Raw genomic sequence first — 15,742 nt, 5'->3', positions numbered from 1 at the left:
TGAACAAAAGAGAAACAAAACACGCCGTTGTGCACGATTATCGCGCATTCATCAGCGATGGGCGAAGGCTGTGGCCAGCAGACTGATCTGATCCGAGACCGGATTGGTCGTCAGCATCCGCCTCTGGCTGCTGCTGGCGCCTTCGTTATAAATCTCGTCATCCATCTGGCGGACACGGGCCTGCAGGCGCAGCGAACGGTGCACCAGATCGCAGTAATCAAAGGGAATCTCGTCCCAGCCTTCGACGGTTTCCGGGGCGGAATCCGTATCGAGCCGCACTTTCGCCTTTTCGGACAGCACCTGTTCCTGGGTCATTTCTCCGCTGCGCGATGCCCGCTGCAACAATAGCCACGAGGCGACCTGCATGAGACGCGTGGTCAGCCGCATGGATTCGGCCGCATAGAGCGTGGCGGCAACCCGGCTCAGCCGCTTGGCTTCCGCCCGGCCCTCGCCATCAAGATAGGCAGCCGCCTCCTCGACCAGGCCCATGCCTTCATCATAGATATGATTGAACGTTTCCGAGCGGACCATGCGGTCGGCCAGCCGGATTGTATTGTCAGCGTGGTATTCCTGTTCAACCATGTCATGCCCTGTCATTAAAAATCCGCTGATTCTCAAAGCAGCGCTCTCTTACTGGGACAGCAAGCGGATCACCACAACGGCCAACGGACTGTATTCCCCATCAACCTGCCCGTATGCACACATGAGCGCAAGTTTATCCTTAATAAAGGGTTAACGTCAGGGCCGCCGCAGAGATATGAACATAAAAAAAGAGCCGCAAAACGTGGCGGCTCTCAGGAGTCTAACAGGGAGGCGTCAAACAAAGTGGCCAAACCACTTGGTAAGAATCCAGAAAACTGGATGATCAATTTATAGCTTGTAATGCTTAACGAATGGTTAATGCCGACAGTACAGTTGCAATCAATCCGCCCCGCATGGCCTCAATCCCCCATCAGCCTGGCGCGTTTGCGCAGCTCGAACTTCTGGATTTTTCCCGTTGAGGTCTTCGGTATGTCTTCGAACAGCACGTGCCGCGGCACCTTGAAACGGGCGAGCAGGGTGCGGCAATGGGCGATGAGTTCCTCTTCCGTCGCCGCCTGGCCCGGCTTCAGCTCGACGAAGGCGAGCGGCGTCTCGCCCCATTTGTCGTCCGGCCGTGCGACCACCGCGCAGACGCTCACGGCCGGGAACTTGTAGAGCGCGTCTTCCACCTCGATGGATGAAATGTTTTCGCCGCCGGAAATGATGATGTCCTTCGAACGGTCCTTCAGCTGGATATAGCCGTCCGGATACATGACGCCGAGATCGCCGGAGTGAAACCAGCCGCCTGAAAAGGCCGCATCGCTGGCCGGGCGGTTTTTCAGGTACCCCTTCATGACGATATTGCCGCGGAACATCACCTCGCCGATGGTCTCGCCATCGGCCGGCACGGGCTGCATGGTTTCGGGATCGAGCACCGTCAGGTCTTCAAGCGCCGCATAGCGCACCCCCTGCCGCGCCTTCTTGGCGGTGCGCGAGGATGCCTCCAGCGCATCCCATTCATCCTGCCATTCATTGACGACGGCGGGACCGTAGGTCTCCGTCAAACCGTAGAGATGCGTGACGGCAAACCCGGCCTCGGCCATGCCGGCCAGGACGGATTCCGGCGGCGGTGCGGCAGCGGTGTTGAACGTCACCATCTGCGGGAAATCGCGCTTGTCCCTGTCAGCCGCATTGATCAGCACCGACATGACGATCGGCGCCCCGCACAGATGCGTAACGCCGAGATCGGCTATGGCATCGTAGATCTGTTTTGCCCGCACCCAGCGCAGGCAGACATGGGTGCCGAACTGCAGGGCCAGCGTCCACGGAAAACACCAGCCGTTGCAGTGAAACATCGGCAACGTCCACAGATAGACGGGATAGCGCCCCATGCCGGAGGCGACCACATTGCCATACCCCATCAGTGCCGCGCCGCGATGATGATAGACAACCCCCTTGGGATCGCCCGTCGTTCCCGAGGTATAATTGAGCGTGATGGAATCCCACTCGTCGTCGGGCATCGCCCAGGCATAATCCGGGTCGCCGCTTGCAAGGAAGGCTTCGTAGTCCACCGCGCCGAACGGTTCGCCCTGCAGATAGGGTGCATCGGCGGGATATTGCGTGTCGGCGAAATCAATGACCAGCGGCTTGACCCTGGCGAGCGCCAGCGCCTCGCGGAAGACGCCGGAAAATTCCGTATCGACAATGGCAATCCTGGTTTCCGCATGATCGAGCTGGAAGGCGATAACCGCCGCGTCGAGGCGCGTGTTGATCGAATGCAGCACCGCTTTCGTCATGGGCACGCCGAAATGCGCCTCCAGCATGGGCGGCGTGTTGGAGAGCATCACCGTGACCGTATCACCCTTGCCGATGCCGCGGCGCGACAGTGCCGATGCCAGCTGCCGGGTGCGCCGGTAAAACGTGCCGTAGTCAAAGCGCTGCGCACCGTGGATGATCGCCGTTCTCGACGGATAAACCCGCGCCGCCCGCTCCAGGTAGGTCAGCGGCGTCAGCGGCTGGTAATTGGCCGCATTGCGCTCAAGATCACGATCGAAGATTCCACCCATGCACGCCTCCCAACGCTTCGCTTGCGCAAAGCTTAGACCAACGCGGCAAAAGATGGCTATCGGTTTTTCCGAACCGCCCGGCAAAAGCCGGGGCGGGCGGTCAGGAGACCGCCGACTTGGCGGCTCCCGATTTCATGCCTGAACTCATCGCGGCGGCATTGACCGGCCGGCCGGCAATCACCAGCTTCGATTTCGCCGGCTGCGCCTGTTGCAGGGCGGGACGCTTGTTGCCCCATCCGATGCTCGGCAGCCATTCCAGATAATGCGCCAGGGCAAACTGCGCCATGATTCCGCTGGCGATCAGCAGCGTGTCATCCAGCTCGTCGCCGGGGTTCATCACCTTGACGATCTGCGCGACCATGGCAAGGATCGTTCCGGCAACAAACACCGGCAGTGAATGCTTGCCGAGAATGGCAAGCGGGTGATCTTCCGGTGTCCGCGCCAGGTTGGAAATGGCCGGTACAGAGACGATGACATAGGCAATCGCCAGGATATGCGCCAGGCGGGTCAGCGACAGGAAGGTTTTGTCGAAACCGGTGATCACCATGGGCAATCCCATCGATGTATTGACGCCCCACAGCGGCACCCGCACCCAGATCAATGCCAGCAGGATATAGCCGGCCGCAACGCCGAACAGGTATTTGTTGAACGGGATTTGCCCGCCCCGGCGCACATGCATCACACCGGCAATGCCGATGACGAACAGGAACTGCCATGACAACGGGTTGAGGAACCAGACGCCTTCGGTCGGGTAATTCGGCGGTGCGATCCGGTAGACACCCGACACCAGCCACAGGATCCCGGACACCCCAACCATCAACGACAGGTTGATATTGGCAAGAAACAGGAACAGCGGCAGCATGAGCAGCAGCACGCCGTACATGGACAGGATATTGTTGTAGCCGAGCTGATGCCCCATCGTCGCAAGGCCAATGAGCGCCTCGGCCGGACTGTCCATCAACGGCCCGATATTGATGAAGGACATGAATTCCGGGCGGTTGAGATAAAGCCCTGCGGCGCAGAAAATCGCCAGCGTGGCGACTGTCGTCAGGATATGGGCGCTGTACAGCGTCGCCGCCCGCCGCCATGCCTTCAGCGTGATCAGGAAGCGGCTGCCCGGTTCAAATTTGGCCCCATAGGCAAGACCGACGGAAATGCCGGAGATCAGCACGAAGGCCTCTGCCGAATCGGAAAACCCGAAATTCCTGTGGGTGAGATGCTCGAAAACGGTTCCCGGCACGTGATTGATGAAGATGGTCAGCAGTGCCAAAGCCCGGAAGACATCAATGCGGGTATCCCGCTGTTTGAGCTGCGTCTGTGTCATAGCGTTCACCCATTCCTGTCATGCAATATTCAATCACAGCACTCCCGGCCTCGTGAGGGAGCGGTACGTCCGACGGTTGCAGTTGATAATGTTTACATAGTCCGAAAGTTGCGATTCGGCTGATCAACTTTCGTTCATAATTATAACAAGGCGGCTAATCCATCGTAGGAAAGCTTCAATCCCATCAACAGGATCATGATGTACATGAAGGGATAGAACACCTCCGGCCGCATGCGTTTGACGATCCACGCGCCGGCGAAGGTGGCCAGCGGTGCGATGGGCACCAGGACCGCCGCCGCCTTGAGGTTTTCGGCATCGAACTGCCCCAGCGCAAAATACGGGATGACCTTCACGGCGTTGACGATCGCGAAGAAAATCACGCTCGTGCCATTATAAACTTTCGGATCCTGGCGCAGCGGCAGGGCATAGACCTGATAGGGCGGGCCGCCCGCATGGGCGACGAAACTTGTGAACCCGGCGATGGTCGACCAGAAGGTTGCCGCCGCCGCGTTGTGCGGCTGCGCGGCTGCACGCTTGGCCGCGCTTGCGAAGAAATAGCGGGCGAAAAAGATGATCGCGACAGCGCCGACAATGAGCTTGACCATGTCGTCGGTCACCACGGATGCGGTCAGCCAGCCAATGCCAATGCCGAGGAAGGCGCCCGGCAGCATCAGCTTGAGGGTTTTGGCATCACGGTAGCCGCGCCAGCTCCACAGGCTGGCGACATCCATGATGATGAGGATCGGCAGCATGATCGCGGCCGCCTGCACCGGCGGCATCACCAGCGCCATCAACGGCACGCCCACCTGCCCCATGGCCCCGCCAAGGCCGCCCTTCGACAGCCCGATCAGGATCGTGGCCGGAACGGCGGCAGCATAGAACCACGGGTTCAACAGGAGATCGTGCATGATGTAAATCCGCAAGGAGGGTCGCTCATCCTTACCCGATGCCATCGGCACTTGAAAAATGCTTTTTGCGGACAACCACCTGTTTGCTACTAAGTAATTACGTCGTAAGACTAATATGCAACAGGGTGTGATAGGCACGGCATTGAAAAGACTGTTCAAATGAACGGCCATCCTCTATGCCCGAATTCCATCACGATTGCCCATTCTATAGAGAACGATTGTAAGGTTGCAGCTCATGAACAACGAACAAACACCCCAACGCTGCCGTATCGTTCTGATCGCGCCTCCGGCCGCGACTGCCGACGAACTGGCCGGGAAACTCAGCGAAGCCTTGTCGGGCGGCGATGTCGCTTCGGTGCTGCTGCCTGCCTACGAGACGGACGAAACCCTGTTCCAGAGCATGGCCGAAGCCGCGGTTCCGGTCATTCAGAATGCGGGCGCTGCCGCCATCATCGTCGGCAACACGCAGATTGCCGGACGGGTCAAGGCCGACGGCCTGCATCTTGAAGGCCCAGCCGCCGACCTTGCCGCCAATGTCGAGCGCTTTTCGCCCAAATTGATTGTCGGGACCGGCAATATCAAGAACCGTCACACGGCGCTCGAAATCGGCGAAGCCCAGCCGGATTATGTCCTGTTCGGCAAGATCGGCGCGGACACGACACCCGAAGCCCATCCGCGCAATGTCGAGCTGGCGGACTGGTGGGCATCAATGATCGAGATCCCCTGCATCGTCCAGGCGGGCAACACGCTGGAAAGCATCGCCGATGCGGCCGCCACCGGTGCGGAGTTCATCGCCCTCGGCGCCGCGGTTTTCGGCAACGACAAACCGGCGGATGCCATCAGGGAAGCGAACCGGCTGCTCGACGAGCACGCGCCGCGATTTGAGGAATAGGCCCATGGGAGCAAAATCCGCAAACCTCGTTTGCGCCGTCGCGGCCGTGCTTGCAGCCTTCCCGCTCCTGATGCAGGGCGCGACAGCCCAGACGGTGCCGGCGCCGGCAGCCCAGGAATCGCCGGTTCCCCCCGCCCCGGCAACAAGCCAGGCGCCATCGGTGACATCCGCGCCGACCGACGCGCCCCAGCATCTGGAAACGCCGCAGACAACGCCCAAGCAGGACCGGCCGAAGCTTGCCAGCGATCCCGCCGCCGACATCGTCAACCCGACGCGCTTTGGCAAGGGAGCGGTGGACGAGGCATTCGGCGCCTACCAGCGCGGCCTCTACAAGACCGCCTACAATCTCGCCCTGCCCCGCGCCGAAAATGGCGACGGCGCCGCCCAGGTGCTGGTTGCCGATATGCTTGCCCGTGGTCTCGGCATACCGGTCAACCTGCCTGAATCGGCCAAATGGTACGGCAAGGCCGCCGACCAGGGCGTTCCGGAAGCCCAGTTCCGCTACGGCGCGATCCTGCTCCAGGGCAAATATGCGCCCAAGGACCCGGCCAGGGCCAAGACGCTCATGAAGGCAGCCGCCGATGGCGGCAATGCCATGGCCCAGTTCAATTACGGCCAGATACTGATGCAGGAGCATCCCGGCTCCACCGGTCTCGACAGTGCCTATCCCTGGTTCCTGAAGGCGGCGGCACAGGGTTTGCCCGATGGCAGCTATGCGGTCAGCCAGATTCTGGCCAACGGTACGCTCGCCGTTCCGCGCGACGACGCCAGGGCCCGCGAATATCTCGCCAAGGCGGCAAACCGCGGATACGACACGGCGCAGCTCGATCTCGGCCGCTGGCTGGTCGAGGGACGCGGCGGCCCGCGCGATTATGTGTCGGGTTTCGGCTGGACCCTGCGCGCTGCCGTAGGCGGTAATGTCGCAGCACAGGCACAGCTGGCAAAGCTTTACTATCAGGGCCTCGGCGTGGAAGGTGACAGCGTCAAGGCAGCCGCCTGGTACATGGTTGCCAGACGCGCCGGATTGACCGATCCCGAACTTGACTCTTTCATGGACGGCCTTGACGACGACCAGATAAAGGCTGCCCTGACCGAAGCCAATAAAATGCGCTGACCGGCAGCCGGGCTTTTAGTGCGCCACACGATCAGAAAGGGAACTTCACCATGCCGTTGATCAACCGAGTTCATGAAATGCAACCTGATGTCGCCGAATGGCGCCGGCATCTGCATGAGAATCCGGAAATCCTCTACGACGTGCATGAGACCTCCCGCTTTGTCGCGGAGAAGCTGCGCTCCTTCGGCTGCGACAGCGTCGAGACCGGCATCGGCCAGACCGGCGTGGTCGGGATCATCCGCGGCCGCCATGGCGACGGGCCGGTGATCGGCCTGCGTGCCGACATGGATGCCTTGCCCATCCTTGAAGCCAGCGGCAAGCCATGGGCCTCGAAGACCAAGGGCAAGATGCATGCCTGCGGCCATGACGGCCATACCGCCATGCTGCTCGGCGCGGCGCAGTACCTTGCCGAAACCCGCAATTTCAAGGGTTCGGTCGCGGTCATTTTCCAGCCCGCCGAAGAAGGTGGCGCCGGAGCGCTGGCCATGATCAATGACGGCCTGATGGACCGGTTCTCGATCAAGGAAGTCTATGGCATGCACAATGCGCCGGGCTTGCCCGTCGGCCAGTTCGCCCTGCGCAAGGGCTCCATCATGGCGGCGACCGACGAATTCGAGATCAAGGTCATCGGCCGCGGCGGCCATGCCGCCAAGCCGCATACCACAATCGACCCCGTGGTCGTCTCCGCCCATACGGTTCTCGCCCTGCAGTCATTGGTGTCACGGGAAACCGACCCGCTCAAATCGCTGGTCATCTCGGTGGCGATGATTCACGGCGGCGATGCGACCAATGTCATTCCCAACGCCGTGACGCTTTCGGGTACGGTGCGCACGCTCATGCCGGAAGTGCGCGACTTCGCCCGCAAGCGCGTGACCGAAGTGGCCGAAGCGACGGCTGCCATTTTCGGTGCGCGCGCCGAAGTCAAATATGATCAGGGCTATCCGGTGACGTTCAACCATGACCGCGAGACGGATTTTGCCACGGGCGTCGCACAGCTGATTGCCGGCGACAGCGCCGTGAACACCAACATGCCGCCAGTCATGGGTGCCGAGGATTTTTCCTACATGCTGGAAAAGCGCCCCGGCGCCTTCATATTCCTTGGCAATGGCGACACGGCGGCCCTGCACAATTCGGCCTATGATTTCAATGACGATGCCATTCCCTACGGCATCAGCTATTGGGTTTCCGTGGCGGAAACGGCGCTCGCAGCCTAGTCTTGGCGGTTTAGCCGCGAAAAGGGCCGCAACCGGCTCTTTTTGCGCTTTCTCTTGCCTATCGCGCGATTTTGTGGTCTTGGAGGCGCCAATATCGGCTGCCGCCGAGACGTCGGCGCCCGGTTTCCAACACCAATCCGGATAAACAAATGAAAATCAACGGCAATGAAATCCGTCCTGGCAATGTGATCGAACATGATGGCGGCCTGTGGGTGGCCGTCAGGACGAACGCGGTCAAGCCCGGCAAGGGCGGCGCCTACAATCAGGTCGAACTGAAGAACCTCATCAACGGCACCAAGCTCAACGAGCGCTTCCGCGCCGCTGAAACCGTCGAAAAGGTCCGCCTCGAACAGAAGGATTTCTCCTTCCTCTACGAACAGGGCGACGCGCTTATATTCATGGACACCGCCAGCTACGAGCAGCTCGAGCTGCAGAAGGATTTCGTCGGCGACCGCGCCGCGTTCCTGCAGGACGGCATGATGGTAACCGTTGAACTCTACGACGAACGTCCGATCGGCATTTCCCTGCCGGACTATGTCACGCTCGCCATCACCGAGGCAGACCCGGTCGTCAAGGGCCAGACGGCGGCGTCGTCCTACAAGCCGGCCGTGCTTGAAAACGGCATTCGCGTTCTGGTTCCGCCGTTCATTTCGTCGGGCGAACGCATCATCGTCGACACCAACGAACTGACCTACGTCCGCCGCGCTGACTAAGCCGGCTTTACCGGGCGCTGCATCGGCCAGCGCCCGCATCAACGAATTCAGACGGAGAATGACCTGAAATGGCGCGTTCAGCGATCCTCAATGTAATGGTGCAGGCTGCTATGAAGGCCGGCCGCTCCCTGGCGCGCGATTTCGGCGAAGTGCAGAATCTGCAGGTCTCGCTCAAGGGTCCCGGCGACTATGTCAGCCAGGCCGACCGCAAGGCCGAGGAAATCATCTATGCGGAACTGCGCCGGGCGCGTCCCGACTACAGTTTCCTGATGGAAGAAACCGGCGCGGTCGAGGGCAGCGACAGCCAGCACCGCTGGCTGGTCGATCCGCTCGACGGCACCACCAACTTCCTGCACGGCATTCCGCTGTTTGCGGTTTCCATCGCGCTCGAACGCCAGGGCCAGATCGTTGCCGGCGTGATCTTCAATCCTGCCATGGATGAGCTTTACACCGCAGAACGCGGCGGCGGCGCCTTTCTCAATGACCGCCGTCTGCGCGTCTCCGGCCGCATCAAGCTGGTCGATTCCGTCATCGGCACCGGCGTGCCGCATCTCGGCCGCGGCCATCACGGCGATTATCTCGTGCAGCTGCGCAACGTCATGGGCGAAGTCTCCGGCATCCGCCGCATGGGTGCCGCAGCGCTTGATCTGGCCGCTGTCGCGGCGGGCCGCTTTGACGGCTTCTGGGAAGACGGCCTGTCCCCCTGGGATACGGGTGCGGGCATCATCATGGTGCGCGAAGCCGGTGGTTTTGTCACCGATTTCGATGGCAGCCAGGATGTGGTTGAAAGCAAATCGATCGTTGCCGGCAATGAAGCCATCCAGCGGGCGCTGCTGAAGACATTGAAGAAGCCGATCTGAACAATATCCGGCCCTCCGGCCGCATTGTACCTTCCATTTTTACCTTGATTTCGGTTAGGGTCGCACAAACCGATTTGGGTTTGTGCGATTTCCGTTCGTCCACTGACGCGAACGAGGTTGCTTGGCGCGTGGCGAATGCGGAGACGATGCAATGGCTGATTTCAGTTCAACCCGCCGGGTCATGGACGGTGACGATTATGATCCGTACCGGCTTTCCAGCCCGCGGCTTGTGCTTTTGTCGATGGCGATCTTCCTGGCCATCGTCGCCTTTCTCGCCGCTATTCTCTTTCGCCAGATTTCCGTGTTCTTCACCACAAATCCCGGCCTCAACGGCCTGATCATCGGCGTTTTGGTCGTCGGCATTCTCCTCGCCTTCGGTCAGGTCATCCGGCTCTTTCCCGAGGTGCGCTGGGTCAATTCCTTCCGCCGCGGCAATTCCGATCCCAACACCAAGCCGGTCATGCTTGCTCCCATGCGTGCCCTGATCGGACGGCGCCAATCCATGGCGCTGTCGACCAATGCCATGCGCTCCATGCTCGACTCCATCGCCACGCGGCTCGATGAAACGCGCGATGTCTCGCGCTACCTCATCGGCCTTCTGGTGTTCCTCGGCCTGCTCGGCACGTTCTGGGGTCTTCTGGAAACCATCGGCTCCATCGGCCAGACCATCCAGTCGCTCGATCCGCGTGCGGGCGATGCGAATGGTGTTCTCGATGCGCTCAAGGCCGGCCTGCAATCGCCGCTCAAGGGCATGGGCACGGCATTCTCGTCGTCGCTGTTCGGCCTTTCCGGTTCGCTTGTCCTCGGTTTTCTCGATCTGCAGGCGGGCCGCGCCCAGAACCGCTTCTACACCGAGCTGGAAAACTGGCTGTCCAGCGTCACCGATCTCGGATCGGACCTGCATGCGCTCGATGGTCTTAACAGCGGCACCACGGACGAGCTGCGCTCGCTCTCCGAACGGCTGCAGAACATCCAGGAAACGGGCGGCTCCAGCCAGCGCACAACCGCAGCGCTCGCAAGCCTGGCCGAAGGCATCCAGGGTCTGGTCAAGAACATGCGCTCCGAACAGCAGATGATGCGCGACTGGGTGGAAAAACAGGCCGAAGAACAGAAATCCATGCGTGAAACGCTCGCCAGGCTTAGCGATAGCGTCGCCCGCCGCAGGGACAACTGAGAATGGCGCTCGGTCGCACCCGCCGCGCCATCCGCCATGTGGACTACTGGCCGGGCTTCGTCGATGCCCTGTCGACGTTGCTGCTGGCGATCATGTTTCTCCTGTCGGTTTTCGTTCTGGCGCAGTTCCTGCTCAGCCAGGAAATCACCGGCAAGGATGCCGTGCTCAACCGCCTGAACTCGCAGATCAATGAATTGACGCAGATGCTGTCGCTCGAACAGGGCAACAAGCAGGATCTGGAAGACACCATCGCCAACCTGCAGGCATCGCTGACCAAGGCGCAGAGCGAGCAATCGCGGCTGCAAGCGATGCTGTCGCAGGGTGCGGGCGCCGGTGCAGCCGCGGAAGGCAAGATCAGCGACCTCACCGCCGGTCTTGAAAACGAAAAACAGCTGAGTGCGCGTGCCCTGTCCCAGGTGGAAATTCTCAACCAGCAGATCCTGGCATTGCGCAAGCAGATTGGCGCGCTGGAGGAAGCCCTCAACGCTTCGGAATCCCGCGACAAGGAATCCAATGCCAAGATTGCCGATCTCGGCAAGCGGCTGAACGTTGCCCTCGCCCAGCGCGTGCAGGAGCTCAACCGTTACCGCTCCGACTTTTTCGGCCGCCTGCGTGAAATCCTCTCCGACCGCGAAAATATCCGCATCGTCGGCGACCGCTTCGTCTTCCAGTCCGAAGTGCTGTTTCCCTCGGGTCAGGCCGTGCTGAACGAAGCGGGCAGCGAGGAAATGAAGAAGCTGGCCTTGGCCTTGATCGATCTGCAGAAGGAAATTCCCGACGACATCAACTGGGTTCTGCGCGTCGACGGCCACACGGACACTGTGGCGCTTTCGGGCACCGGCCAGTTCAAGGACAATTGGGACCTTTCCGCCGCGCGCGCCATTTCCGTGGTCAAATTCCTCATCGCCAACGGCGTTTCCGCCAACCGCCTCGTGGCGGCGGGCTTCGGTGAATTCCAGCCGCTGGAGCCGGGCGATACGCCGGAAGTGCGCTCGCGCAACCGCCGTATCGAGCTCAAGCTGACCGAACGCTGATCCCTAAAGAAGGATGAGGGCCGCCAGCGCGACGATCGCCGGCAGGCCCTGCACGAAGAAGATGCGGCGGTTGACCGTGAGCGCGCCGACGATCCCGGCGACAGCAACGCAGCCGAGAAAGAAGACCTTGATGGCAAAGCCCGCTTGGCCGAGCCACAGCCCCCAAGCCAATCCGGCAACGAGAAAGCCATTATAGAGGCCCTGGTTGAGCGCAAGCGCTTTGGATGCGGCGGCGAATTCCGGCGTCAGCCGGAAGGTTTTCAGCCCCAGCGGCTTATCCCACACCATCATTTCCAGATACATGAAATAGACATGCAGCAGGGCAACCAGCCCGATGAGAATGTTCGCAATCATCCCTGTCCCCTTTTCGCCCCTTGCTGTCCCAATTTCCACCCTTGCGTGCCAACCTTAGCCGCGCAATCATGCCACGAGAAAAGCACTGGGAGGGGCGAATGGCAATGGATGCCGATGCGATCATCGTTGGAGCCGGGTTGTCGGGGCTTGTGGCCGCAAACGAATTGGCACAGGCGGGCAAAAAAGTCATTCTCCTCGAACAGGAGGGCGAGAATTCGGTCGGCGGGCAGGCCTTCTGGTCGCTTGGCGGCCTGTTTTTCATCGACAGCCCCGAACAGCGCAGGCTCGGCATCAGGGATTCCTTCGAACTCGCCCGGCAGGACTGGCTGGGTTCGGCACAGTTCGACCGGGCCGAGGACCACTGGCCGAAACAATGGGCCGACGCCTATCTGCAGTTTGCCGCCGGTGAAAAGCGCAGCTGGCTGCATTCGCTCGGCATGCGCTGGTTCCCGGTTGTCGGCTGGGCCGAGCGCGGCGGCGCGCTGGCGAATGGCCATGGCAATTCCGTCCCGCGCTTTCATCTGACCTGGGGCACGGGGCCCGGTGTGGTCGCACCCTTCGAACGCCTGCTGCGTGAGGCTATTGCCAAAGGCCTGATCACGCTCAAATGCCGCCACCGCGTCAATGCCCTGACGACAACCAATGGCGCCGTGACGGGGGTCAGCGGCGATATACTGGAACCATCGAAGGTGGAGCGCGGCCAGCAGTCGGGACGCGGGGCGGCGGGCAGTTTCGAGCTGTCCGCGCCGGCCGTGATCGTCACCTCAGGCGGTATCGGCGGCAATCCCGAACTGGTCAAGCGCAACTGGCCGCGCGACAGGCTTGGCAATCCGCCCGAAAATATGGTCGTGGGCGTTCCCCACCACGTGGATGGCCGCATGATCGATATCACGGTGAAAGCCGGCGGCAGCGTCATCAATGCGGATCGCATGTGGCACTATACCGAGGGCCTGAAGAACTGGAATCCCATCTGGCCGAACCACGGCATCCGCATTCTGCCCGGTCCCTCGTCGCTGTGGTTTGACGCCAAAGGCAATCGCTTCCCGGCGCCTTACTTTCCGGGCTTCGATACGCTGGGAACGCTCAAGCACATTCTGTCGACCGGATACGGCTATTCCTGGTTCGTGCTGACGCAGAAGATCATCGAGAAGGAATTTGCCCTGTCCGGTTCCGAGCAGAACCCCGACATGACCGGCAAGGACTGGAAACTGCTCCTGAAGAACCGCCTCGGCAAGGGGGCGCCGCCGCCGGTGGAGGCCTTCAAACAGCACGGCGAGGATTTCGTGGTGCGTGACAACCTGCAGGATCTGGTCAAGGGCATGAACGCGCTGACCGGCGACAATCTGATCGACCACGACCATCTCAGATACCAGATCGAGGCGCGCGACCGCGAGATCAGCAACAAATATTCGAAGGATGCCCAGATCACCGCGATGCGCGGCGCGCAGAATTATATCGGCGACCGGCTGACCCGCATTGCCAAGCCGCACCGGATACTCGATCCGAAAGCTGGCCCGCTGATTGCCGTGCGGCTCAACATCCTGACCCGCAAGACGCTGGGCGGATTGCACACCAACCTGAAATCGCAGGTCCTGGATGCGGCGGGCGCGCCTGTTCCCGGCCTCTATGCGGCAGGCGAAGCCGCCGGTTTCGGCGGCGGCGGCTATCAGGGCTACAACGCGCTGGAAGGCACGTTTCTTGGCGGCTGCATCTTTTCCGGCCGGTCCGCCGGACGGGCCGCCGCAGGCAGGGGCTGAACCCTACTCGGCCGCGCCCCTGAAGGCGTCCGCGCCCGCTTCGAACTGCAGCTTGGCAAGGTTCGCGTAGATCCCGTTCTTCTTGACGAGGCTCTGGTGCGTGCCTTCCTCGACGATACGGCCGTTCTCCATGACAAGGATGCGGTCCGCCTTGAGGACCGTCGCCAGCCGGTGCGCGATGACCAGTGTCGTGCGCCCCTGCATCAGGTGTTCGAGACCCTTCTGCACCAGAATTTCGCTTTCCGCATCGAGCGCCGACGTGGCCTCATCGAGCAGCAGGACCGGTGCATCGCGCAGGATCGCCCGCGCAATGGCGATGCGCTGGCGCTGGCCGCCGGACAGCGTCACGCCGCGTTCGCCGACCTGCGTCTCATAGCCATGGTCGAGTGCCTCGATGAAGTCGTGGGCGAGCGCCGCCCTGGCCGCCGCCTCGATGTCCGCGGTGCTGGCACCGGGCCGGCCGAAGCCGATATTCTCCCGCGCTGTCGCGGCAAAGATGGTGGTATCCTGCGGCACGATGGCAAGACGCCCCCGGACCGCTGCAGGATCGGCATCGCGCAGGTCGACGCCATCCACCCGGATGCTGCCCGACACGGGATCGTAATAGCGCAGCAGCAGCGAAAACACCGTGCTCTTGCCGGCACCGGAGGGGCCGACAATGGCGACGGTTTCGCCCGGCTTGATCTCGAAATCGAGGCCGCGCAATGCCGGTGCATCGGGCCGCGTCGGATAATTGAAGTGGACATCCCTGAAAACAACGGAGCCAACAGGCGGTTCCGGCAGCGAAACGGGGTTGAGCGGCGTAGCAATGGCGGGCTTTTCCGCCATGATCTCCATCAGCCGTTCTGCCGCTCCGGATGCCTGCGACAGCTCGCCCCAGACTTCCGACAGCGCCCCGAGCGCCCCGGCGGCAAACACCGCATAGAGCAGGAACTGACCGAGCGTGCCCGGCGTGATGGTTCCGGCCAAAACGTCGCGCGAGCCGAACCAGAGCACGGCCACCACACTGGAAAAGATCATGAAAATCGCAAAGGCGGTCAACACGGCGCGCGCCTTGACCGAGGAACGGGCCGCAGCAAAGGCATCCTCGACGGCGGAGCCGAACCGCCCCGTCGCCAGCGCCTCATTGGTGAAGGCCTGCAGGGTGCGCACGGAGATGATGGATTCGCTGGCATAGGCCGTGGCATTGGCCAGCGTGTCCTGGGCATTGCGCGAGCGGCGGCGCACCGACCGGCCGAAGGCGACCAGTGGAATGATGATCACGGGAATGGCGGCAATCACCAGTCCGGAGAGTTTGGCGCTGGTGATGACCATCATGACGATCGCGCCGAAGGCCAGAATGAGATTGCGCAGGGCAATGGAGGCCGTGGCACCCACCGCCGATTTGATCTGCGTGGTATCGGCCGTCAGCCGCGAAACGATTTCACCCGACTGCGTGCTGTCGAAAAACGCGGGTGACAATGTGGTGAGGTGCGCGAAAACATCGCGGCGCAGATCCGAGACAATGCGCTCGCCGAGCGTAATGACGAAATAATAGCGCCCGGCGGATGCGACGGCGAGCGCGGCGGCCAGAACAATCAGCATGCCGAAATAATTGTCGATAAAGGCGCCGTTCGAACCGGAAAAGCCGTGATCGATCATCCGGCGCACCGCCAGCGGAAGGATGAGCGTGGTCACCGCTGCAATGCTCAGCGAGATCAGGGCGCCGATCACCATCCCCCTGTAACGGGACATATAGGGGAAGATGCGCTGCAGCGGCTTGAGCGAGCGCCGCTTCTTTTCTGCTTCTGCGTAAGCCGTGTCGGCCATA

At 61.5% G+C, this 15,742-nt stretch carries 14 protein-coding genes; 8 read left to right on the top strand and 6 right to left on the bottom strand.

The features are described from left to right. Nucleotides 1-51: 51 nt before the first annotated feature. The 4 genes from rcdA to ACTJJ7_RS08510 form a co-directional block, all read right to left on the bottom strand. Nucleotides 52-582: a protease adaptor protein RcdA gene (gene rcdA / locus ACTJJ7_RS08525; protein ID WP_105734444.1), complete on the bottom strand. Its 531-nt coding sequence runs from the start codon at nucleotides 580-582 to the stop codon at nucleotides 52-54. Between the two features lie 359 nt (nucleotides 583-941). Beyond that, complete coding sequence (locus ACTJJ7_RS08520; protein WP_440966545.1) at nucleotides 942-2,588, bottom strand: acyl-CoA synthetase; 1,647 nt, start codon at nucleotides 2,586-2,588, stop codon at nucleotides 942-944. A gap of 100 nt (nucleotides 2,589-2,688) precedes the next feature. Beyond that, complete coding sequence (locus tag ACTJJ7_RS08515) at nucleotides 2,689-3,912, bottom strand: OpgC family protein (RefSeq protein ID WP_440966543.1); 1,224 nt, start codon at nucleotides 3,910-3,912, stop codon at nucleotides 2,689-2,691. 140 nt (nucleotides 3,913-4,052) lie between these two features. Further along, nucleotides 4,053-4,820: a sulfite exporter TauE/SafE family protein gene (locus ACTJJ7_RS08510; protein WP_130270990.1), complete on the bottom strand. Its 768-nt coding sequence runs from the start codon at nucleotides 4,818-4,820 to the stop codon at nucleotides 4,053-4,055. Between the two features lie 235 nt (nucleotides 4,821-5,055). Between ACTJJ7_RS08510 and ACTJJ7_RS08505 the strand changes: the two genes are divergently transcribed. The 7 genes from ACTJJ7_RS08505 (at nucleotide 5,056) to ACTJJ7_RS08475 (ending at nucleotide 11,821) form a co-directional block, all read left to right on the top strand. Then, nucleotides 5,056-5,712 (top strand): thiamine phosphate synthase, encoded by a 657-nt coding sequence (locus ACTJJ7_RS08505; protein ID WP_105734441.1) that lies wholly within the window; start codon nucleotides 5,056-5,058, stop codon nucleotides 5,710-5,712. 4 nt (nucleotides 5,713-5,716) lie between these two features. Continuing rightward, entirely contained in the window at nucleotides 5,717-6,826 is a 1,110-nt protein-coding gene (locus ACTJJ7_RS08500; protein ID WP_440966541.1) for a sel1 repeat family protein, read from the top strand. A gap of 50 nt (nucleotides 6,827-6,876) precedes the next feature. After that, complete coding sequence (locus ACTJJ7_RS08495; protein WP_105734440.1) at nucleotides 6,877-8,040, top strand: M20 aminoacylase family protein; 1,164 nt, start codon at nucleotides 6,877-6,879, stop codon at nucleotides 8,038-8,040. 149 nt (nucleotides 8,041-8,189) lie between these two features. Beyond that, entirely contained in the window at nucleotides 8,190-8,753 is a 564-nt protein-coding gene (gene efp, locus ACTJJ7_RS08490) for an elongation factor P (protein WP_105734439.1), read from the top strand. A 68-nt stretch (nucleotides 8,754-8,821) separates the two neighbouring features. Continuing rightward, nucleotides 8,822-9,613 (top strand): inositol monophosphatase family protein, encoded by a 792-nt coding sequence (locus ACTJJ7_RS08485; RefSeq protein ID WP_105734438.1) that lies wholly within the window; start codon nucleotides 8,822-8,824, stop codon nucleotides 9,611-9,613. A 151-nt stretch (nucleotides 9,614-9,764) separates the two neighbouring features. Then, entirely contained in the window at nucleotides 9,765-10,787 is a 1,023-nt protein-coding gene (locus tag ACTJJ7_RS08480; RefSeq protein ID WP_130270992.1) for a MotA/TolQ/ExbB proton channel family protein, read from the top strand. A 2-nt stretch (nucleotides 10,788-10,789) separates the two neighbouring features. After that, nucleotides 10,790-11,821, top strand: coding sequence for a peptidoglycan -binding protein (locus ACTJJ7_RS08475; protein ID WP_440966538.1), 1,032 nt, complete (start codon nucleotides 10,790-10,792; stop codon nucleotides 11,819-11,821). 3 nt (nucleotides 11,822-11,824) lie between these two features. Here the strand turns inward: ACTJJ7_RS08475 and ACTJJ7_RS08470 are convergent, their stop codons facing one another. After that, the gene (locus ACTJJ7_RS08470) at nucleotides 11,825-12,175 is read right to left on the bottom strand and encodes a DUF1304 domain-containing protein (protein WP_440966536.1); all 351 of its coding nucleotides are present in this window, start codon (nucleotides 12,173-12,175) and stop codon (nucleotides 11,825-11,827) included. A gap of 98 nt (nucleotides 12,176-12,273) precedes the next feature. On the opposite strand from ACTJJ7_RS08470, the gene ACTJJ7_RS08465 reads away from it, so the two are divergent. Next, nucleotides 12,274-13,932: an FAD-binding dehydrogenase gene (locus ACTJJ7_RS08465; RefSeq protein ID WP_440966534.1), complete on the top strand. Its 1,659-nt coding sequence runs from the start codon at nucleotides 12,274-12,276 to the stop codon at nucleotides 13,930-13,932. A gap of 3 nt (nucleotides 13,933-13,935) precedes the next feature. Here the strand turns inward: ACTJJ7_RS08465 and ACTJJ7_RS08460 are convergent, their stop codons facing one another. Next, nucleotides 13,936-15,741 (bottom strand): ABC transporter transmembrane domain-containing protein, encoded by a 1,806-nt coding sequence (locus tag ACTJJ7_RS08460; protein ID WP_440966533.1) that lies wholly within the window; start codon nucleotides 15,739-15,741, stop codon nucleotides 13,936-13,938. Between the last annotated feature and the right edge of the window lies 1 nt (nucleotide 15,742).

The organism is Phyllobacterium sp. 22229 (genome assembly GCF_052056495.1).
Taxonomy (GTDB): domain Bacteria; phylum Pseudomonadota; class Alphaproteobacteria; order Rhizobiales; family Rhizobiaceae; genus Phyllobacterium; species Phyllobacterium myrsinacearum.
The sequence above is the reverse complement of the archived record's forward strand: the minus strand, read 5'-3'. Positions and strand labels throughout refer to the sequence as shown.